Below are 20,565 nucleotides of genomic sequence, written 5' to 3'. Positions count from 1 at the left end.
TTAAAGCTCGACCCTTATACGGCCATCAGGTCTTTTTCTTTCTCGTCCGTGGCCTTGGTGATCTGGGCCTCGGCATCTTTGGTCAGCTTGTCGATATCAGCGACAGCACGACGCTCTTCGTCTTCGCTGATCTCCTTGTCCTTGACCAGCTTCTTCAGCTCACCCAACGCATCGCGACGAATGTTGCGCACCGCAACACGGGCGTCTTCCGCTGCGCTACGTGCCTGCTTGGTGAAACCTTTGCGGGTTTCTTCGGTGAGGGCAGGCATCGGGATCAGCAGCAACTCGCCAAGGTTGGTCGGGTTGAGGTTCAGGCCAGCGCTCTGGATCGCTTTGTCGACAGCAGCGAGCATGTTGCGCTCGAAGGCCACGACTTGAAGAGTGCGCGAGTCTTTCACGGTAACGTTGGCGACGCCGCTCAGCGGGGTATCAGTGCCGTAGTAAGGCACCATCACGCTACCAAGAATGCTCGGGTGAGCCTTGCCGGTACGAATCTGACCGAACGCATGGTTCAGAGACTCGAGGGATTTTTGCATGCGCGCTTGGGCGTCTTTTTTGATTTCGTTGATCATTGTTGGCCTTCCTCGATCAGAGTGCCTTCAGCGCCGCCGTGGACGATATTCAGCAGGGCGCCGGGCTTGTTCATGTTGAATACGCGCAACGGCATTTTGTGGTCGCGGCACAGGCAGATAGCGGTCAGATCCATCACACCCAGCTTGCGATCCAGCACTTCATCATAAGTCAGATGATCGAACTTCTCGGCATGCGGGTCTTTGAACGGGTCTGCAGTGTAAACGCCATCGACCTTGGTTGCTTTGAGCACAACGTCGGCGTCGATTTCGATAGCACGCAGGCAGGCTGCCGAATCCGTGGTGAAGAACGGATTGCCGGTACCCGCCGCGAAGATCACGACGTCTTTGGAGTTCAAATGGCGCATGGCCTTGCGACGATCATAGTGATCGGTCACGCCAACCATGGAAATCGCCGACATGACGATGGCCGAAATATTGGCACGTTCCAGCGCGTCGCGCATGGCCAGGGCGTTCATCACAGTGGCCAGCATGCCCATGTGGTCGCCTGTGACCCGATCCATACCGGCTTTGCTCAGGGCTTCGCCACGGAACAGGTTGCCGCCGCCGATCACCAGACCAACCTGAACGCCGATGCCGACCAGTTGGCCGACTTCCAGCGCCATGCGATCCAGCACTTTTGGATCGATCCCGAACTCTTCCGAGCCCATCAGGGCCTCGCCGCTAAGCTTGAGTAGAATGCGTTTATAGCGAGCCTGATAACCACTGCCCTGCTGAGCCATTGCGAATCTCTCCTGCGGCGTATTTAAAAATTCTTTGCGAGCTGTTTACAGCTGGCGTTCACTCTAGCTTGGCGCTGCTTCAGCGCCATCGGAACATGGCTTTGTAAGTCAGTTCCAGGCGTAAACCAACTAAAAATTGGTTACCCCATCTGAAAAGAGGCTGCGCGCGTGAGCGGGCAGCCTCTTTCGGGCGACAGTTGAGAAGCTGTCTTATTGCTTGGCGGCAGCCAGCTGGGCAGCAACTTCTTCAGCGAAGTTGTCGACCGGCTTCTCGATGCCTTCGCCTACTTTGTAGTAGGTGAAGGAAACGATTTCTGCGCCGCCTTTCTTGGCCAGCTCGCCAACCTTGATTTCAGGGTTCTTGACGAACGCCTGCTCAACCAGGCTTGCTTCTGCCAGGAACTTGCTGATACGGCCTTTGACCATGTTCTCAACAATGTTTTCTGGCTTGCCTTTGATCTTTTCTTCGTTCAGCTGCAGGAACACAGCCTTTTCACGCTCGATCGCTTCAGCCGAAACTTGCGAAGGCAGCAGGAACTCAGGGTTGCTTGCCGCAACGTGCATCGCGATGTCTTTGGCCAGCTCGACGTCGCCGCCTTTCAGAGCCACAACAACACCGATCTTGTTGCCGTGCAAGTACGAACCTACAACGTCACCTTCGATGCGGGTCAGACGACGGATGTTGACGTTTTCGCCTACTTTGGCAACCAGCGCTTCACGAGCGGCTTCTTGCGAAGCGATCAGCGGAGCTGCGTCGGTCAGCTTGTCAGCAAATGCTTTTTCTACGCTGGCAGCTACGAAGTTCTTGAAGTCGTCTTGCAGAGCGAGGAAGTCGGTCTGCGAGTTCACTTCCAGGATAACGGCAGCTTTACCGTCGTCCTTGATAGCGATTGCGCCTTCAGCGGCAACGTTGCCCGCCTTTTTCGCAGCCTTGATCGCGCCCGAAGCACGCATGTCATCAATGGCTTTTTCGATGTCGCCGTCAGCCTTTTCCAGGGCTTTCTTGCAATCCATCATGCCTTCGCCGGTACGCTCGCGCAGTTCTTTGACCAACGCTGCAGTAATTGCTGCCATTTTCAAATTCCTCTTGGATAGGTTTTCAACCATTCCACCCGATCGAACGGGCGTTCAATTCTTCCCGAGCCCCACCTTGTAGCTGCTGCACGTTACAAGAGCTGTAGCTGCGCCGCCGACAAATGGTTTTCGAGGTGGCAAAAAGGGGGCCAAGCCCCCTTTTTGCTTACTGAGTCAACGCCAGGGCGTCAATTACTCAGCTGCAGCCTGAGTTTCTTCAGCTGCGAATTCAACAGTACCGCCAGCAACATTGTTGCGACCGCGGATAACTGCGTCAGCCATCGAACCCATGTACAGCTGGATAGCGCGGATTGCGTCATCGTTGCCTGGGATGATGTAGTCAACGCCTTCCGGGCTGCTGTTGGTGTCGACAACGCCGATTACCGGGATGCCCAGCTTGTTGGCTTCGGTGATCGCGATGCGCTCGTGGTCAACGTCGATCACGAACAGTGCGTCTGGCAGACCGCCCATGTCCTTGATGCCGCCCAGCGAACGATCCAGCTTTTCCAGGTCACGGGAGCGCATCAGCGCTTCTTTCTTGGTCAGCTTGGCGAAAGTACCGTCTTCGGCTTGAACTTCAAGGTCACGCAGACGCTTGATGGAAGCACGAATGGTTTTGAAGTTGGTCAGCATGCCGCCCAACCAGCGGTGATCGACGTACGGCGAACCGCAACGTGCTGCTTCTTCAGCAACGATCTTGCCAGCGGAACGCTTGGTGCCGACGAACAGAATCTTGTTTTTGCCCTGGGCCAGACGCTCTACGAAAGTCAGAGCTTCGTTGAACATTGGCAGGGTTTTTTCAAGGTTGATGATGTGAATCTTGTTACGCGCGCCGAAAATGTACTTACCCATTTTCGGGTTCCAGTAACGGGTTTGGTGACCGAAGTGCACACCGGCCTTCAGCATATCGCGCATGTTGACTTGGGACATGATAGTTCCTTAATAAGTCGGGTTTGGCCTCCACGTATCCCAATGACCAACCAATGGCATAAAGCCAAGGGCACCCAGGTCATCGTGTCGACACGTGTGTGGATTTAAGCCTTTCGGGGTATCCCCGGAAAGCGGCGCATTTTATACCACAGGGTGCGCAGAAACGGAACCCGGAATCTGTATTCGCACCAGGGACATGAGCGCCGCCCCCTTGGAATCGGCTTCGCAAGCACCATTGTATAGAGAGAAGCGATGCACCCGGGCGCGGATTTGCGCCGTGCGTCTGTTAGAATCGCGTTTTTCAGGGTCGCCAATCGAACACCTGCCGCCCTATTCGTATCCGTAAGCGCCGCCGAGCGCAGAGAGAGCCTGTATGACCGTCAACCTCAAAACTCCCGAGGACATCGCTGGCATGCGTGTCGCCGGCAAACTGGCCGCCGATGTGCTGGAAATGATTGCCGAACATGTCAAACCGGGCGTAACCACCGATCAGTTGAACCAGCTCTGCCACGATTACATCGTCAATGTGCAGCAGGCGATCCCTGCCCCGCTCAACTACAAGGGCTACCCGAAGTCGATTTGCACCTCGATCAACCACGTGGTCTGCCACGGCATCCCGAATGACAAACCGCTGAAAAACGGCGACACCCTGAACATCGACGTAACGGTGATCAAGGACGGCTACCACGGTGACACCAGCCGCATGTTTCATGTTGGCGAAGTCCCGGTCTGGGCCGAGCGCCTGTCGCAGATCACTCAGGAATGCATGTACAAGGCGATCGAGATCGTCAAACCCGGCTGCCGCCTCGGCGACATCGGCGAAGTGATCCAGAAGCACGCGGAAAAGAACGGCTTCTCGGTGGTGCGCGAATTCTGTGGTCACGGTATTGGCAAAGTCTTCCATGAAGAGCCGCAGATTCTTCACTACGGCCGCGCAGGCACCGGCATGGAACTGAAGGCCGGCATGACCTTCACCATCGAGCCGATGATCAATCAGGGCAAGGCCGACACCAAAGTGCTGGGCGACGGCTGGACCGCGATCACCAAGGACCGCAAGCTCTCGGCGCAGTGGGAACACACCCTGCTGGTGACCGACACCGGTTACGAGATCTTCACCCTGCGCAGCGATGACACCATCCCGCGCATCTCGGCCTGATCCAAAAAACGCTCCCAGCCTTATAGAAGGAAAGCCAATCGATGCCGCAGGTGGATCCCGAACTCTTCGACCGCGGCCAGTTCCAGGCTGAACTGGCCCTCAAAGCGAGTCCTATCGCGGCGTTCAAGAAGGCGATCCGCCAGGCCCGCGAGGTGCTGGACGCGCGTTTTCGCAACGGCCGCGAGATCCGCCGCCTGATCGAAGACCGCGCCTGGTTCGTCGACAACATCCTGCAAAAGGCCTGGGACCAGTTCGACTGGAGCGAAGACGCCGACATCGCCCTGGTCGCGGTCGGCGGCTACGGCCGCGGCGAGCTGCATCCTTATTCGGATATCGATCTGCTGATCCTGCTGGACAGCGCCGATCATGAAATCTTCCGCGACTCCATTGAGCGTTTTCTGACCCTGCTGTGGGACATCGGCCTCGAAGTCGGGCAGAGCGTGCGCTCGGTCGATGAATGCGCGGTAGAAGCGCGCGCCGACCTGACAGTGGTCACCAACCTGATGGAAAGCCGCACCATTTGCGGCCCCGAGCGTCTGCGCCAACGGATGCTCGATGTCACCAGCACAGCGCACATGTGGCCGGCCAAAGAGTTTTTCCTGGCCAAACGCGCGGAGCAGAAGGCGCGTCACCACAAGTACAACGACACCGAATACAACCTGGAACCCAACGTCAAAGGCTCGCCTGGCGGCCTGCGCGATATTCAGACCATTCTGTGGGTTGCCCGTCGCCAATACGGCACGCTCAACCTGCGCGCCCTCGCTGGCGAAGGGTTCTTGGTCGAGAGCGAAAACGCGCTGCTCGCCTCCTCCCAGGAATTCCTCTGGAAAGTGCGCTACGCCCTGCACATGCTCGCCGGCCGTTCCGAAGACCGTTTGCTGTTCGATCATCAGCGCACCATTGCCGGCCTGCTCGGTTTTGAAGGCGACGACGCCAAACAGGCTGTCGAAAACTTCATGCAACAGTATTTCCGCACTGTGATGAGCATCGCCCAGCTCAGCGATTTGATCATCCAGCATTTCGAGGAAGTCATCCTCGCGCCAGAAGACGAGGCGCCACCGCAGCCCATCAACGCGCGGTTCCAGCTGCACGACGGCTATATAGAAGCACGCAACGACAACGTATTCCGCCGCACGCCGTTCGCCATGCTCGAAATCTTCGTGCTGATGGCCCAGCAACCCGAGATCAAAGGCGTGCGCGCCGACACCATCCGATTGCTGCGCGAACACCGTCACTTGATCGACGACACGTTCCGCAACGATATCCGCAACACCAGCCTGTTCATCGAACTGTTCAAGTGCAAGATCGGCATTCACCGCAATCTGCGCCGGATGAACCGTTACGGCATTCTCGGCCGTTATCTACCGGAGTTCGGCTTTATCGTCGGGCAGATGCAGCACGACCTGTTCCACATTTATACCGTAGACGCGCACACGCTGAACCTGATCAAGCATCTGCGCAAATTGCAATACACCCAGGTCTCGGAGAAATTCCCGCTGGCCGCCAAGCTGATGGCCAAACTGCCCAAGCCTGAACTCATCTACATGGCGGGCCTTTATCACGATATCGGCAAGGGTCGGCATGGCGATCATTCAGAAATCGGCGCGGTCGATGCCGAGGCGTTCTGCCAGCGCCATCAATTGCCGGTTTGGGACAGCCGCCTGATCGTCTGGCTGGTGCAAAACCATCTGGTGATGTCCACGACGGCGCAGCGCAAGGATTTGTCCGACCCACAGGTCATCCATGACTTCGCTCAGGCGGTCGGCGACGAAACACGCCTCGACTACCTGTATGTGCTGACCGTCGCGGACATCAACGCGACCAACCCGACGCTATGGAACTCATGGCGCGCCAGCCTGCTGCGCCAGCTCTACACCGAAACCAAACGCGCCTTGCGTCGCGGTCTGGAAAACCCGGTGGATCGCGAAGAACAGATTCGCCAGACCCAGAGCGCGGCACTGGATATTCTGGTGCGCGGCGGCACCGACCCGGACGACGTCGAACAGTTGTGGGCGCAGTTGGGCGATGACTACTTTCTGCGTCACACCGCCGGCGACGTGGCCTGGCACAGCGACGCGATTCTGCAGCAACCTGCCGACGGCGGGCCTTTGGTGCTGATCAAGGAAACCACCCAGCGCGAGTTCGAGGGCGGCACGCAGATCTTCATTTATGCCCCGGACCAGCATGATTTCTTCGCGGTGACCGTGGCGGCGATGGACCAGCTCAACCTGAACATTCATGACGCCCGGGTCATCACGTCGAGTAGCCAGTTCACCCTCGACACCTACATCGTGCTGGATAACGAAGGTGAGTCCATCGGCGACAACCCGACGCGGGTCAAACAGATCCGCGAAGGCCTGACCGAAGCCCTGCGCAACCCGGACGATTACCCGACGATCATCCAGCGTCGAGTGCCGCGCCAGCTCAAGCATTTCGCTTTTGCGCCGCAAGTGACAATCCACAACGATGCCCAGCGTCCGGTGACGGTGCTGGAATTGACCGCTCCCGATCGCCCGGGACTGTTGGCGCGGATCGGCGGGATTTTCCTCGAGTTCGACCTGTCGCTGCAGAACGCCAAGATTGCGACACTGGGCGAGCGCGTGGAAGACGTTTTCTTTATCACCGACGCGCACAATCAACCGCTGTCCGACCCGTTGCTGTGCAGCCGCTTGCAGGACGCAATCGTCGAACAACTGAGCGTCAATCAGGAACCGGATATCAAACTTTCGCGTATCAGTATCTGAATAAACCATAACCCGGTGAAAGCTGATCCTCTGTAGCGAGGGGATTTATCCCCGATCGGCTGCGCAGCAGTCGTGGAACAGGTGCATGCGATTTCCCTGATTCAGCGCGATGCCTGATTTGGGGCTGCTTCGCAGCCCATCGGGGATAAATCCCCTCGCCACATGAGTTCTCTTGCACAATAAAAGAGGCCCCCCATGAACAACGCTCTGAATCAGCTCCAGCCGTACCCGTTCGAAAAGCTCCGCGCCCTGCTCGGCACTGTCACCCCGAACCCGGATAAACGCCCGATCGCCCTGTCGATCGGCGAGCCGAAGCACCGCTCGCCAGGTTTCGTCGCCGAAGCGCTGGCGAACAATCTCGATCAGATGGCGGTGTACCCGACCACCCTCGGCATTCCTGCTCTGCGTGAAGCGATTGCCGGTTGGTGTGAACGGCGTTTCGGCGTGCCGAGCGGCTGGCTGGATCCGGCGCGCAATGTGCTGCCGGTCAATGGCACCCGCGAAGCGTTGTTCGCCTTCACCCAGACCGTGGTCAACCGCAGCGACGATGCATTGATCGTCAGCCCGAACCCGTTCTATCAGATCTATGAAGGTGCCGCGTTCCTGGCCGGGGCCAAGCCACACTATCTGCCGTGCCTCGACGAGAACGGCTTCAACCCGGATTTCGAAGCTGTTTCGCCAGACATCTGGAAGCGCTGCCAGATTTTGTTCCTGTGCTCGCCGGGCAATCCGACCGGCGCGCTGATTCCGGTCGAGACCCTGAAAAAGCTGATCGCCCTGGCTGATGAATATGACTTCGTAATTGCCGCCGACGAGTGCTACAGCGAACTATATTTCGACGAGCAAACTCCGCCGCCAGGCCTGCTTACGGCCTGCGTCGAACTGGGCCGCAACGACTTCAAACGCTGCGTGGTGTTCCACAGTCTGTCCAAGCGCTCCAACCTGCCGGGCTTGCGTTCCGGGTTTGTCGCCGGCGATGCCGACATTCTCAAAGGTTTCCTGCTCTATCGCACCTACCATGGCTGTGCAATGCCGGTGCAGACACAACTGGCCAGCGTCGCCGCGTGGAACGATGAGGCACACGTACGCGCCAACCGTGCGCTGTATCGCGAGAAATTCGATGCGGTGCTGGCAATTCTCAGCCCGGTGATGGATGTGCAGCGCCCTGACGGCAGCTTTTATCTGTGGCCGAACGTGCAGGGTGATGACGCTGCCTTCTGCCGCGACCTGTTTGCCGAAGAGCATGTGACCGTCGTCCCGGGCTCGTACCTGTCCCGCGATGTCGACGGCGTCAATCCGGGCGCTGGCCGTGTGCGCATGGCATTGGTTGCGCCGCTGGCCGAGTGTGTTGAAGCCGCCGAACGGATTCGTGATTTCATCGTCCGTCACAAGTAACTAAAACCTCCCGCGCCAGGCAATCTGGCGCGCTGGCTTAATTGCCAGGTTACATATCCAGTTATTTCCCTACTTCATTAATTTAGCCATCCAAAGTTAGTCTCCCATTCAAGTTCACCCATGAAGGCGTGAACTTGAATGGGAGACCGACACTTGCGCGCTTCTGCTGTGCGTCTGGCATCCAATTAACATTTACCAAAATCAAATCATTCAAGGATGAAAAACAATGTGGATAAAGAAGGCCCCCAACAAGTTATGGACGCCGGGCCAGACGTTGCGAATCGCGTTTCTCAATGGCACCCCTGAATTCAAACAAGCGACTATTGCCGCGGCCGAAAACTGGTTACCGCACGTTAATTTGAAGTTCGACTTCGTCGACGGTCAGGCAGGTGACATCCGCATACTGAGCCAGGAAGGCGAGTTCTCCTCGCGGACAGGCACTGATGCCCTGCTCGATCCGGATGAACCAAGCATGCGCCTGTGGCCACATTCGAGCGCTCACGCACGTTATTTCGCCGCCAACGTCATGCATGAGTTCGGACATATGCTCGGCGCGGAACATGAACAGACAAATCCGACCTGCAACATCCCTTGGGATATATCCGCGATCTATGCAGAACATGGACTGGACGACGATCCGGAACAGGACGACTACGCAGCCAGCGTGACGCGAACAAGACTGCACGCCTGGTATCTGGACCGTGCCGACCCTGACAACTGCGTCTATTCAGCGTACGACCGCAAGTCGATCATGCATTACGTCGTCCGTCAGTCCTGGACGAAGGGCGATTTCCAGGTCCTGCTCAATCTGGATCTCAGCGAACAGGACAAGGCATTCATGGCAAGCCTCTATCCGTTCTCATAAGGCGAAGTGCCGGTTATTTGATCGGGCCCAGATTGGCTTCGCTTAAATCAAGGTCGGCCAGCACCTCTCGGAGCACGTCGTCGCCAATCGCGTGGTGACGGCTGAGGCTGTAAAGCTCCAGGCGCTGCGCTCGCAAGGCTTTGAGGCGTAATCGCCGCTCCAGCAGATCCATCTGGAATGCCAGGGCCTGGGCTTCGGCGGAATCGTTGAAGACATCGAGTTGATGGCGATACTCGGACATGATCCGCGCCTTCAACTCGGCCGCTAACGCCGCCTGCGCCGCATCCTGCGGGGCGACTTCCTCGGTTTCCAGCGCATGAATGGCGGCTTCGGCGGTCTTGCGCCACGCGTCGCGCACTTCCTGGCGGCGCTTGTCGTCAGGGCTCTTCTCGATGCCACGCAACAACAAGGGCAAGGCGATGCACGCTGAAATCAGCGACAGCAGAATCACTCCCGCAGCGATGAAGATCAGCAGATCACGCTCTGGAAAAGCCTGCGCGCCGATCAACATCGGCACCGACATCACGCCCGCCAGCGTCACCGCCCCGCGCACGCCGCCCACCGTCAGCAGCCAGCAGGACCGCGCGGTCGGCACCTGCGTCAACTCATCCTTGCCGCGCAAACGCCGCAGTAACACGGACAAACGCCAGATGCTCTGCACCCAGACAAAGCGCAGCAGCACCAAGGCGAGAAAAATCGCCAGAACATCGAGGCAGCGATAAAACAAAGTGGGCCAGAGCGTCGGCTCGTGACTGACCACTGCCTTGATGATGTCCGGCAATTGCAGACCGAGCAGCAGGAAGATCAAGCCGTTGAAAGCAAATTCAAGCAGCGACCAGACGCTGCGGTTGAGCAGCCGGGTGCTGGTCTGGCGCGGCAGCAGATCGAGCCAGCTCTGCATCATTCCCGCCGCCACGGCCGACAGAATGCCCGACGCGCCCAGCCGTTCGGCCAATACATAAGCAGCGAACGGCAGCAGCAACATGAACACCACATGCGTAGCCGGATCATCCCAGCCCCGCGCGATCATCCACGCGCGCAGGCGCCCGACCAGCCAGCTCAGCGCCACCCCGACCGCCAGGCCACCGAGCGCGACCGCCACAAAGGTCAGGCTCGCGTTGGTCAGCGAAAACACACCGGTCACCGCCGCGGCCAGGGCAAACTTGAACGTCACCAGACCCGAAGCATCATTCATCAGCGCCTCGCCTTGCAGCATGTGCATCAGCGGCGTCGGCAGACGATTCTGCGAAATGGCCGACACGGCCACCGCGTCAGTGGGCGACAACACGGCCGCCAGCGCAAACGCGACGGGCAGCGGAATGGTCGGCATGAGCCAGTGAATGAAATAGCCGGCACCGACGACTGTGAACAACACCAGTCCCACCGCGAGCGTCAGGATCGGCCCGCGCAAATGCCAGAACTCGCGTTTCGGCATGCGCCAGCCGTCGGAAAACAACAGAGGCGGGAGAAACAGAAACAGGAACAATTCGGGATCGAGGGCGACGTGCAGGCCGAGGGTCGGCCAGGCGAGCAAGGCACCGGCAGCGATTTGCACCAGCGGCAGAGGCAGCGGAATGATCCGGCCAACCAGACGCGAAACGCTGACCAGCATCAGCAGAATCAGGACGGTGTAAGCAGTTTGCATAAAACCAAAATCTCAGGCGATCGACAGCGTTGAACTGCCATATTAGCGCCTTAGGATGCGAATGACCGTTGCACCTATGTCGCACGCGTCGCCTGACGCCTGCACAAACCTCCTCGTAGGAGCTGCGGCACGCTGCGATTTTTGAAAGCAAAATCAACAGATCGCAGCCTCGTTTCACTCGGCAGCTCCTACATGGATTTGTGGTGGGTAAATGAAGCCGGGCGCCGCGAAACCGTTCGGTCATGGCATAATCCGTCACCATTTTTTTCCAGCACCTGTAAAGGGGGCGATTCCTTGACCGTTTCAAGTAAAACGTTGCACCTTTTCGGCATCAAAGCCTGCGACACCATGAAAAAGGCGCGCACCTGGCTCGATGAACACGCTGTCAGCTATGACTTTCACGATTACAAAACCGCCGGTATCGACCGTGAACACCTGACCCAATGGTGCGACGAGCACGGCTGGCAAACGGTGTTGAACCGCGCAGGCACGACCTTTCGCAAACTCGATGACGAACGCAAAGCCGATCTCGACCAATCGAAAGCCATCGAACTGATGCTTGCCCAACCCTCGATGATCAAGCGCCCGGTGCTCGATCTCGGTGACCGAACCCTGATTGGCTTCAAGCCAGACATCTACGCGGCCGCTCTGAAGTAAGCAGCCCGTCACTTTTTGTAGAGGTATTCACATGTCCAATTCTCTGTTCAGCATCGCCTTCGGTGTCGGCACCCAGAACCGTCAAGGCGCGTGGCTGGAAGTTTTCTATGCGCAGCCGCTGCTCAACCCTTCGGCCGAGCTGGTCGCTGCCGTTGCGCCGATTCTTGGTTACAGCGAAGGCAACCAGGCCATCACCTTCACCACCGCACAGGCTGCGCAACTGGCTGAAGCCGTGAAAGGCATCGACGCCGTACAAGGCAAGTTGCTGACCCGTCTGGCCGAGAGCCACAAGCCGCTGGTCGCCACTTTGCTGGCCGAAGACACGCAACTGACTTCGACGCCTGAGGCCTACCTCAAGCTGCACCTGCTCTCGCACCGTCTGGTCAAGCCGCACGGCGTCAGCCTGGCCGGTATTTTCCCGCTGCTGCCGAACGTGGCGTGGACCAGCCAAGGCGCAATCGATCTGAGCGAGCTGGCGGAAATGCAACTCGAAGCCCGTCTGCGCGGCGATCTGCTCGAAGTGTTCTCGGTGGACAAATTCCCGAAAATGACCGACTACGTGGTGCCGGCCGGTGTGCGTATTGCCGATGCCGCGCGTCTGCGTCTGGGCGCTTACGTCGGCGAAGGCACCACGGTAATGCACGAAGGCTTCATCAACTTCAATGCTGGCACCGAAGGCCCGGGCATGATCGAAGGCCGTGTCTCGGCTGGCGTTTTCGTCGGTAAGGGTTCGGATCTAGGCGGCGGTTGCTCGACCATGGGCACCCTGTCGGGCGGCGGCAACATCGTGATCAAGGTTGGCGAAGGCTGCCTGATCGGCGCCAACGCTGGTATCGGTATTCCATTGGGTGACCGCAACACAGTGGAATCGGGCCTGTACGTGACCGCCGGCACCAAAGTCGCACTGCTCGATGAGCACAACAATCTGGTCAAGGTTGTGAAGGCGCGTGAATTGGCCGGTCAGACTGACCTGTTGTTCCGTCGCAATTCGGAAACCGGTGCGGTGGAGTGCAAGACCCACAAATCGGCAATCGAACTGAACGAAGCGCTGCACGCTCACAACTAAGCAGCCATACAAATACCTGTGGGAGTGAGCTTGCTCGCGAAAGCGATGGGTCATTCGGCAAACATGTTGACTGACAGGTCCCCTTCGCGAGCAAGCTCGCTCCCACAGGGTCAGGCGCACACCCTCTGGGGCCGCTAACATGATGATTCCCTCCCCCTGGCGCGCCGATTTTCCGGCCATCGCCGCCCTGCAGCGGCAAGACCAGACCTATCTGGACAGCGCCGCCACCACACAAAAACCTCAGGCCCTGCTCGATGCGCTGACGCATTACTACGCCAATGGCGCGGCCAACGTGCATCGTGCTCAGCATTTGCCTGGCGCCCATGCCACACAGGCTTTCGAAGACAGTCGGCGCAAAGTCGCGCAGTGGCTGAATGGCGGCGACTGCGGACAGATCATCTTTACCCACGGCGCCACCAGTGCGCTGAATCTCCTCGCCTATGGCCTGGAACATCTTTTCAATCCGGGCGATGAGATTGTCATCAGCGCCCTGGAACATCACGCCAACCTGCTGCCGTGGCAGCAACTGGCGCTGCGGCGCCAGTTGAAACTGGTGATCCTGCCGCTGGACGCTGACGGCTTGATCGACCTCGCCGCTGCTGTGCAACTGATTGGTCCGCGTACGCGTTTGCTGGCGGTGAGTCAGTTGTCCAACGTACTTGGCGCCTGGCAGCCGCTGACCGCTTTGCTCGGCATGGCCAAGGCGCAGAACGCGCTGACCGTGGTCGATGGCGCACAAGGCGTGGTGCATGGACGACATGACGTGCAGGCGCTGGGTTGCGACTTCTATGTGTTTTCCAGCCATAAGCTCTATGGCCCCGATGGCCTCGGCGTACTGTTCGGGCGCAACGCTGCCCTTGAGCAGTTGCAGCCATGGCAATTCGGCGGTGAGATGGTGCTGGACGCCAATTATCAGGATTCGCGCTTTCGCCCTGCTCCGCTCGGTTTCGAGGCGGGTACGCCACCGATCGCCAGTGTGATCGGTCTTGGTGCCACGCTGGATTATCTGGCCGCGCTCGATCAGGACGCGGTGTCGGCCCACGAAGCGGCGTTGCATGATTATCTGCTGCATGGCCTCGCGGCGCGCAATGGCATTCGTCTGCTGGGCAAGCCGCAATTGGCGCTGGCCAGTTTTGTCGTTGAAGGTGTGCATAACGCCGATCTGGCGCATTTGCTGACCGAACAGGGCATCGCTGTGCGGGCCGGTCATCACTGCGCGATGCCGCTGCTGAAAAGTTTTGAACTGGCCGGCGCAATTCGCGTATCGCTGGCGCTGTACAACGATTCTGAGGATCTGGAGCGTTTCTTTGAAGCGCTGGATCAGGCACTGGAGTTGTTGCGATGACCTTGCCGGTGGAAGCGGCCGAAGCGCTGCAGATTTTTCAGAATGCCCCCGGCTGGGAACAGCGGGCGCGGTTGCTGATGCAGTTTGGCGATCGTCTGCCGGCGTTGGATGACACTGAAAAGTGCGAGTCCAACCGCGTGCATGGCTGTGAGAGCCAAGTGTGGCTGGTCGGGGAGTTGCGCGACGGTCACTGGCAGTTCAAGGCAAGCAGCGATGCGCGGATGATTCGCGGGTTGGTGGCGTTGTTGCTGTTGCGGGTTAACGGTTTGTCGGCGGTTGAATTGCAGCAAGTGGATCTGCCGGAGTGGTTCAATCAGTTGGGCTTGTCGCGGCAGTTGTCGCCTTCGCGCAGCAATGGCTTGAATGCCGTGCTCCAGAGAATGAACGACCTGGCCACTGCCCTGTAGGAGCTGCCGCAGGCTGCGATCCTTTGATCTTGTTTTAAGATCAAAAGATCGCAGCCTGCGGCAGCTCCTACACGGGATTGCGTTTACCTGCGCACTAAGAGGCCAGCAGCCCCAACATCAAGCCTGAGCTTTTACTCGGTCCGAAGGGCGCCGCACACCCGCAACAATCTTGTCCACAGCCTTGGTCGCCGCGACCATGCCGAACGTCGCCGTGACCATCATCACTGCACCAAACCCGCCGGCGCAGTCGAGCTTCACGCCATCGCCAACAAAACTCTTCTGCAAACAAATGCTGCCGTCCGGTTTCGGGTAGCGCAGTTGTTCGGTAGAAAACACACACGGCACGCTGTAATGGCGGGTCACGGTGCGAGAGAAACCGTAGTCGCGGCGAAGCGTCGAACGCACCTTCGACGCCAGCGGGTCATTGAATGTGCGGTTGAGATCGCAAACCTGAATCAGCGTCGGATCAATCTGCCCGCCCGCACCACCGGTCGTGATGATCTGGATCTTGCGTCGCTTGCACCAGGCGATCAGCGCCGCTTTGGCATTGACCGCATCGATGCAGTCGATCACGCAGTCGATGTTCGGCGTGATGTATTCGGCCATGGTGTCACGGGTGACGAAGTCGGCGACGGCGTGCACCGTGCAATCGGGGTTGATCCCGCGCAGACGCTCGGCCATGACCTCGACCTTGGGTTTGCCGACGGTGCTGTCCAGCGCATGCAACTGGCGGTTGGCGTTACTGACGCAGACGTCATCGAGGTCGAACAGCGAGATCTCGCCGACGCCACAGCGGGCCATGGCTTCCGCCGCCCAGGAACCGACGCCGCCGACGCCGACGATCGCCACATGAGCGGCGCGCAAACGCGCCAGGCCTTCGATGCCATACAAACGGGCGATGCCTGCAAACCGCGGATCTTCTGTACTCATGACCATTACCCCAAAAACCGGCGCGCATTATAGGGCTACGCAGCGACAAGTTTTAAGCTTCGCGATCAAGTGTAAGAACTTATGTGCTGGCCGCTTGCCCAAAGTCGGGCATTTCTGCGTCTTTTGTACGACTTGTAGACTGCCGGTGTAGGATTCGCGCCCTTTTGGCGTTTGCCAACCGTTCCTTCGTTCCACAGCCTTTGGAACCCGAAATAGCTATGTCATCGCGTAAATTTGGACTCAACCTGGTGGTGGTGCTGGCCATCGCCGCCCTGTTCACCGGTTTCTGGGCGCTGATCAATCGCCCGGTCTCCGCGCCCAACTGGCCGGAACAGATCTCCGGCTTCTCCTATTCGCCGTTCCAGCAAGGACAGTATCCGCAGAAAGATCAGTACCCGACTGACGAAGAGATGCGCCGCGATCTGGAGATCATGAGCAAGCTGACGGACAACATCCGCATCTACTCGGTCGACGGCTCGCTGGGAAACATCCCGAAGCTGGCCGAAGAATTCGGTCTGCGCGTGACCCTGGGCATCTGGATCAGTCCGGATCTGGAACGCAACGAACGGGAAATCACCAAAGCCATCGAACTGGCCAACACTTCGCGGAGCGTAGTGCGCGTGGTGGTCGGCAACGAGGCGTTGTTTCGCGAGGAAATCACTCCGGAGGCGCTGATCGTTCTGCTGGATCGCGTGCGCGGCGCGGTCAAAGTACCGGTGACCACTTCCGAGCAGTGGCACATCTGGGAGAAATACCCGCAACTGGCCAAGCACGTTGACCTGATCGCCGCCCACGTCTTGCCGTACTGGGAATTCATTCCCGTCGACAAGGCTGGCCAGTTCGTCTTCGATCGTGCCCGCGACTTGAAGAAGCTGTTCCCGAAAAAGCCACTGCTGCTCTCCGAAGTCGGCTGGCCGAGCAACGGGCGTATGCGCGGGGGCGCCGATGCATCGCCGGCGGATCAGGCGATCTACCTGCGCACATTGGTCAACAAGCTCAACCGCCAGGGCTTCAACTATTTCGTGATCGAAGCGTTCGACCAGCCGTGGAAGGCCAGCGACGAAGGTTCGGTCGGGGCGTACTGGGGCGTATTCAACGCGGCGCGTCAGCAGAAATTCAATTTCGAAGGCCCCGTGGTGGCGATCCCGCAATGGCGCGTATTGGCCATCGCGTCCGTAGTGCTGGCGCTGCTGTCGCTGACGTTGCTGATGATCGACGGCTCGGCTCTGCGTCAACGCGGGCGGATCTTCCTGACCTTTATCGCCTTCCTCTGCGGTTCGGTGCTGGTGTGGATCGGTTACGACTACAGCTTGCAATACAGCACCTGGTTCAGCCTGACGGTCGGCGTTCTCCTGGCGCTCGGCGCGCTCGGGGTGTTCATCGTACTGTTGACCGAAGCGCATGAGCTCGCCGAAGCGGTGTGGATTCCCAAGCGCCGCCGCGAATTCCTGCCGGTGGAAGGCGATTCCACCTATCGCCCGAAAGTCTCGATCCACGTGCCCTGCTACAACGAGCCGCCGGAGATGGTCAAACAGACCCTCGACGCCTTGGCCAACCTCGACTATCCGGATTTCGAAGTCCTGATCATCGACAACAACACCAAGGATCCGGCGGTGTGGGAACCGGTGCGCGATTACTGCGCAACCCTCGGCCCGCGCTTCAAGTTCTTCCACGTCTCGCCACTGGCCGGTTTCAAGGGCGGCGCGCTGAACTACCTGATTCCGCATACCGCCAAGGATGCCGAAGTGATCGCCGTGATCGACTCCGATTACTGCGTGCATCCGAACTGGCTCAAGCACATGGTGCCGCACTTCGCCGACCCGAAAATCGCTGTGGTGCAGTCGCCACAGGATTATCGCGACCAGAACGAAAGCACCTTCAAAAAGCTCTGCTACGCCGAATACAAAGGCTTCTTCCACATAGGCATGGTCACCCGCAACGACCGTGACGCGATCATTCAGCACGGCACCATGACCATGACCCGCCGCTCCGTGCTGGAAGAATTGGGCTGGGCCGACTGGTGCATCTGTGAAGACGCCGAACTGGGTCTGCGCGTGTTCGAAAAAGGTCTGTCGGCGGCGTACTACCACGACAGCTACGGCAAGGGCCTGATGCCGGATACGTTCATTGACTTCAAGAAGCAGCGCTTCCGCTGGGCCTATGGCGCGATCCAGATCATCAAGCGCCACACCCGCAGCCTGCTGCGCGGCAAGGACAGCGAACTGACGCGCGGTCAGCGTTACCACTTTCTCGCCGGCTGGCTGCCGTGGGTCGCGGACGGCATGAACATTTTCTTCACCGTCGGCGCGCTGTTGTGGTCGGCGGCGATGATCATCGTGCCGCAACGGGTCGATCCGCCGCTGCTGATTTTCGCGATCCCGCCGCTGGCGCTGTTCGTGTTCAAGGTCGGCAAGATCATCTTTCTTTATCGTCGCGCCGTCGGCGTCAACCTGAAGGATGCGTTCTGCGCGGCACTGGCCGGGCTGGCCTTGTCGCATACCATTGCGAAAGCGGTGCTGTACGGTTTCTTCACCAGCAGCATTCCGTTCTTCCGCACGCCGAAAAACGCTGACAACCATGGCTTCTGGGTGGCGATTTCCGAAGCGCGGGAAGAAGTTTTCATCATGTTGCTGTTGTGGGGCGCGGCGCTGGGGATCTTTCTGGTCAACGGCATGCCGAGCAACGACATGCGGTTCTGGGTGGTCATGTTGCTGGTACAGTCGTTGCCATATCTGGCGGCGCTGATCATGGCGTTCCTGTCGTCGCTGCCAAAACCGGTGGCGGCACCTGAGCCGGCAGCCGCATGATCGCTAACGGTTAACGTCAAACGGCGGCCTTCGGGCCGCCGTTTTGCTTTAGAATGGTCGCCTTTTTCAACGCCAACACTTCCTGTAGGAGCTGCCGAAGGCTGCGATCTTTTGATTTTGTTTTTCGCAATCAAAAGCAACAGCAAAGACCGCAGCCTTCGGCAGCTTTTGCAGGCTTACTGTGCGCACCCCGGAGTTATTTACATGACGGCCCACGCCGACCTATCGCCGACACTTCAACTCGCCATCGACCTGATCCGCCGGCCGTCCGTGACGCCGGTCGACGCCGATTGCCAGAAGCAGATGATGCAGCGCCTGGGCGATGCCGGTTTCACGCTTGAGCCGATGCGCATCGAAGATGTCGATAACTTCTGGGCCACCCACGGCAACACCGACGGCCCGGTGCTGTGCTTCGCTGGCCACACCGATGTGGTGCCGACCGGTCCGGTCACCGCTTGGCAGATCGACCCGTTCAACGCGCTGATTGATGAACACGGCATGCTCTGCGGGCGTGGCGCGGCAGACATGAAAGGCAGCCTGGCATCGATGACCGTCGCCGCCGAGCGCTTCGTCGCCGATTACCCCAACCATAAAGGCAAGGTTGCCTTCCTGATCACCAGTGACGAAGAAGGCCCGGCGCACCACGGCACCAAAGCGGTAGTCGAGCGTCTGGTCGCCCGCAACGAGCGTTTGGACTGGTGCATCGTCGGCGAACCGTCGAGCACCACGCTGGTCGGCGACGTGGTCAAAAATGGTCGTCGCGGCTCCCTCGGTGCCAAGCTCACGATCAAGGGCGTGCAAGGCCACGTGGCCTACCCGCATCTGGCGAAGAATCCGATCCACCTCGCTGCACCGGCGCTGGCCGAACTGGCCGCCGAGCACTGGGACAACGGCAACGATTTCTTCCCGCCAACCAGTTTTCAGATTTCCAACGTCAATTCCGGCACTGGCGCGACCAATGTGATTCCGGGCGATCTGGTGGCGATATTCAACTTCCGTTTCTCCACCGAATCGACCGTCGAAGGCTTGCAAAAGCGCGTCGCCGACATCCTCGACAAGCACGATCTGGACTGGCACATCGACTGGGCGCTGTCCGGCCTGCCGTTCCTCACCGAGCCGGGCGCACTGCTCGACGCGGTGTCGTCGAGCATCAAGGACATCACCGGTCGCGAAACCAAAGCGTCCACCAGCGGCGGTACTTCCGATGGCCGCTTCATCGCCACCATGGGCACGCAAGTAGTTGAACTGGGCCCGGTCAACGCGACCATTCACCAGGTCAACGAGCGCGTGCTGGCGGCGGATCTCGATGTGCTGACCGAAATCTACTACCAGACCCTGATCAAGTTGCTCGCCTGATGCTCGCATGTCCGATCTGCAGTGAACCGCTGAATGCGGTGGACAACGGCGTGGCCTGCCCCGCCGGGCATCGCTTCGACCGTGCGCGCCAGGGTTATCTGAACCTGTTGCCGGTGCAGCACAAGAACAGCCGCGACCCTGGCGACAATCAGGCGATGGTCGAGGCGCGCCGTGATTTCCTCAATGCCGGGCATTACGCGCCGGTTGCCAAGCGTCTGGCCGAGCTGGCCGCGAGTTACGCGCCGGATCGTTGGGTCGACATCGGCTGCGGCGAGGGTTACTACACTGCGCAAATCGCCGAGGCGCTGCCCAACGCTGATGGCTACGCGCTGGATATTTCCCGCGAAGCGGTCAAACGCGCGTGCAAACGCAATCCGGCGATTAGCTGGTTGATCGCCAGCATGGCGCGCGTGCCGTTGACGTCGGGCAGTTGCCAGTTTCTCGCCAGCGTCTTCAGCCCGCTGGATTGGGAAGAAGCCAAGCGTCTGCTCAGTGTTGGTGGCGGGCTGATGAAAGTCGGGCCCACCAGCGGTCATCTGATGGAATTGCGCGAACGCCTGTACGACGAAGTGCGCGAGTACACCGACGACAAGCATCTGGCCCTGGTGCCAGAAGGCATGGCGCTGGCACACAGCGAAACTCTGGAATTCAAACTGACCCTGGACAAGCCCGAGGATCGCGCCAACCTGTTGGCGATGACACCGCACGGCTGGCGCGCCAGTGCCGAGCGTCGCGCGGCGGTGATCGATCAGGCCGAGCCGTTCGTGACCACCGTGTCGATGCGCTACGATTATTTCGTTCTTCAATAACTTTGGTCTCGGGCACAGGCCCGGGGCCGGCTAAATCCGCGAATGGATTTTTCAGACCCGCAGTGAG

General features: G+C 59.2%; 17 protein-coding genes. 11 read left to right on the top strand and 6 right to left on the bottom strand.

Translation table 11 applies throughout. The features are described 5' to 3' along the window. Positions 1–14: 14 nt before the first annotated feature. From frr to rpsB, 4 genes are all read right to left on the bottom strand, one after another. Positions 15–572 carry a ribosome recycling factor gene (frr, locus tag EL257_RS05820; protein WP_126360635.1) on the bottom strand — a complete coding sequence of 186 codons (558 nt, stop codon included), beginning with the start codon at positions 570–572 and terminating at the stop codon, positions 15–17. Further along, positions 569–1,312 (bottom strand): UMP kinase, encoded by a 744-nt coding sequence (pyrH, locus tag EL257_RS05815; RefSeq protein WP_003222124.1) that lies wholly within the window; start codon positions 1,310–1,312, stop codon positions 569–571. The genes frr and pyrH overlap by 4 nt, the downstream gene beginning before the upstream one ends. Before the next feature lie 210 nt (positions 1,313–1,522). Then, positions 1,523–2,386 (bottom strand): translation elongation factor Ts, encoded by an 864-nt coding sequence (gene tsf, locus EL257_RS05810; protein WP_093436595.1) that lies wholly within the window; start codon positions 2,384–2,386, stop codon positions 1,523–1,525. Positions 2,387–2,578: 192 nt separating this feature from the next. After that, positions 2,579–3,316 (bottom strand): 30S ribosomal protein S2, encoded by a 738-nt coding sequence (gene rpsB / locus EL257_RS05805; RefSeq protein ID WP_003222119.1) that lies wholly within the window; start codon positions 3,314–3,316, stop codon positions 2,579–2,581. Positions 3,317–3,689: 373 nt separating this feature from the next. On the opposite strand from rpsB, the gene map reads away from it, so the two are divergent. The 4 genes from map (at position 3,690) to EL257_RS05785 (ending at position 9,476) form a co-directional block, all read left to right on the top strand. Continuing rightward, entirely contained in the window at positions 3,690–4,472 is a 783-nt protein-coding gene (map, locus tag EL257_RS05800) for a type I methionyl aminopeptidase (protein WP_126360633.1), read from the top strand. Between the two features lie 41 nt (positions 4,473–4,513). After that, entirely contained in the window at positions 4,514–7,216 is a 2,703-nt protein-coding gene (locus EL257_RS05795; protein WP_126360631.1) for a [protein-PII] uridylyltransferase, read from the top strand. Between the two features lie 195 nt (positions 7,217–7,411). After that, positions 7,412–8,611, top strand: coding sequence for a succinyldiaminopimelate transaminase (gene dapC / locus EL257_RS05790; RefSeq protein WP_126360629.1), 1,200 nt, complete (start codon positions 7,412–7,414; stop codon positions 8,609–8,611). 226 nt (positions 8,612–8,837) lie between these two features. Then, positions 8,838–9,476 carry a hypothetical protein gene (locus EL257_RS05785; RefSeq protein WP_126360627.1) on the top strand — a complete coding sequence of 213 codons (639 nt, stop codon included), beginning with the start codon at positions 8,838–8,840 and terminating at the stop codon, positions 9,474–9,476. 13 nt (positions 9,477–9,489) lie between these two features. Here the strand turns inward: EL257_RS05785 and EL257_RS05780 are convergent, their stop codons facing one another. Then, on the bottom strand, positions 9,490–11,121 hold the full coding sequence (locus EL257_RS05780) for a Na+/H+ antiporter (RefSeq protein ID WP_126360625.1): 1,632 nt from the start codon (positions 11,119–11,121) through the stop codon (positions 9,490–9,492). 348 nt (positions 11,122–11,469) lie between these two features. Here EL257_RS05780 and EL257_RS05775 point away from each other — a divergent pair, with 348 nt between their 5' ends. The 4 genes from EL257_RS05775 (at position 11,470) to EL257_RS05760 (ending at position 14,596) form a co-directional block, all read left to right on the top strand. Then, positions 11,470–11,778: an arsenate reductase gene (locus tag EL257_RS05775; protein ID WP_042607053.1), complete on the top strand. Its 309-nt coding sequence runs from the start codon at positions 11,470–11,472 to the stop codon at positions 11,776–11,778. Between the two features lie 31 nt (positions 11,779–11,809). Beyond that, entirely contained in the window at positions 11,810–12,844 is a 1,035-nt protein-coding gene (gene dapD, locus EL257_RS05770; protein WP_126360623.1) for a 2,3,4,5-tetrahydropyridine-2,6-dicarboxylate N-succinyltransferase, read from the top strand. Between the two features lie 139 nt (positions 12,845–12,983). Beyond that, a complete protein-coding gene (locus tag EL257_RS05765; RefSeq protein WP_126360621.1) occupies positions 12,984–14,189 on the top strand; it encodes an aminotransferase class V-fold PLP-dependent enzyme in 1,206 nt (401 codons plus the stop codon). Further along, positions 14,186–14,596 carry a SufE family protein gene (locus EL257_RS05760; RefSeq protein ID WP_126360619.1) on the top strand — a complete coding sequence of 137 codons (411 nt, stop codon included), beginning with the start codon at positions 14,186–14,188 and terminating at the stop codon, positions 14,594–14,596. Before EL257_RS05765 ends, EL257_RS05760 begins: the two co-directional genes overlap by 4 nt. 117 nt (positions 14,597–14,713) lie before the next feature. Here the strand turns inward: EL257_RS05760 and tcdA are convergent, their stop codons facing one another. Continuing rightward, positions 14,714–15,532 (bottom strand): tRNA cyclic N6-threonylcarbamoyladenosine(37) synthase TcdA, encoded by an 819-nt coding sequence (gene tcdA / locus EL257_RS05755; protein ID WP_126360617.1) that lies wholly within the window; start codon positions 15,530–15,532, stop codon positions 14,714–14,716. 212 nt (positions 15,533–15,744) lie between these two features. On the opposite strand from tcdA, the gene EL257_RS05750 reads away from it, so the two are divergent. The 3 genes from EL257_RS05750 (at position 15,745) to EL257_RS05740 (ending at position 20,498) form a co-directional block, all read left to right on the top strand. Next, positions 15,745–18,333: a glycosyltransferase gene (locus EL257_RS05750; protein ID WP_126360615.1), complete on the top strand. Its 2,589-nt coding sequence runs from the start codon at positions 15,745–15,747 to the stop codon at positions 18,331–18,333. Between the two features lie 204 nt (positions 18,334–18,537). After that, a complete protein-coding gene (dapE, locus tag EL257_RS05745) occupies positions 18,538–19,689 on the top strand; it encodes a succinyl-diaminopimelate desuccinylase (protein WP_126360613.1) in 1,152 nt (383 codons plus the stop codon). Then, positions 19,689–20,498 (top strand): putative RNA methyltransferase, encoded by an 810-nt coding sequence (locus EL257_RS05740; RefSeq protein ID WP_126360611.1) that lies wholly within the window; start codon positions 19,689–19,691, stop codon positions 20,496–20,498. The genes dapE and EL257_RS05740 overlap by 1 nt, the downstream gene beginning before the upstream one ends. Positions 20,499–20,565 lie beyond the last annotated feature (67 nt).

The sequence above is a fragment of the Pseudomonas fluorescens genome (assembly GCF_900636825.1).
Taxonomy (GTDB): Bacteria; Pseudomonadota; Gammaproteobacteria; order Pseudomonadales; family Pseudomonadaceae; genus Aquipseudomonas; species Aquipseudomonas fluorescens_BG.
This window is presented reverse-complemented; position numbering and strand designations above follow the sequence as displayed.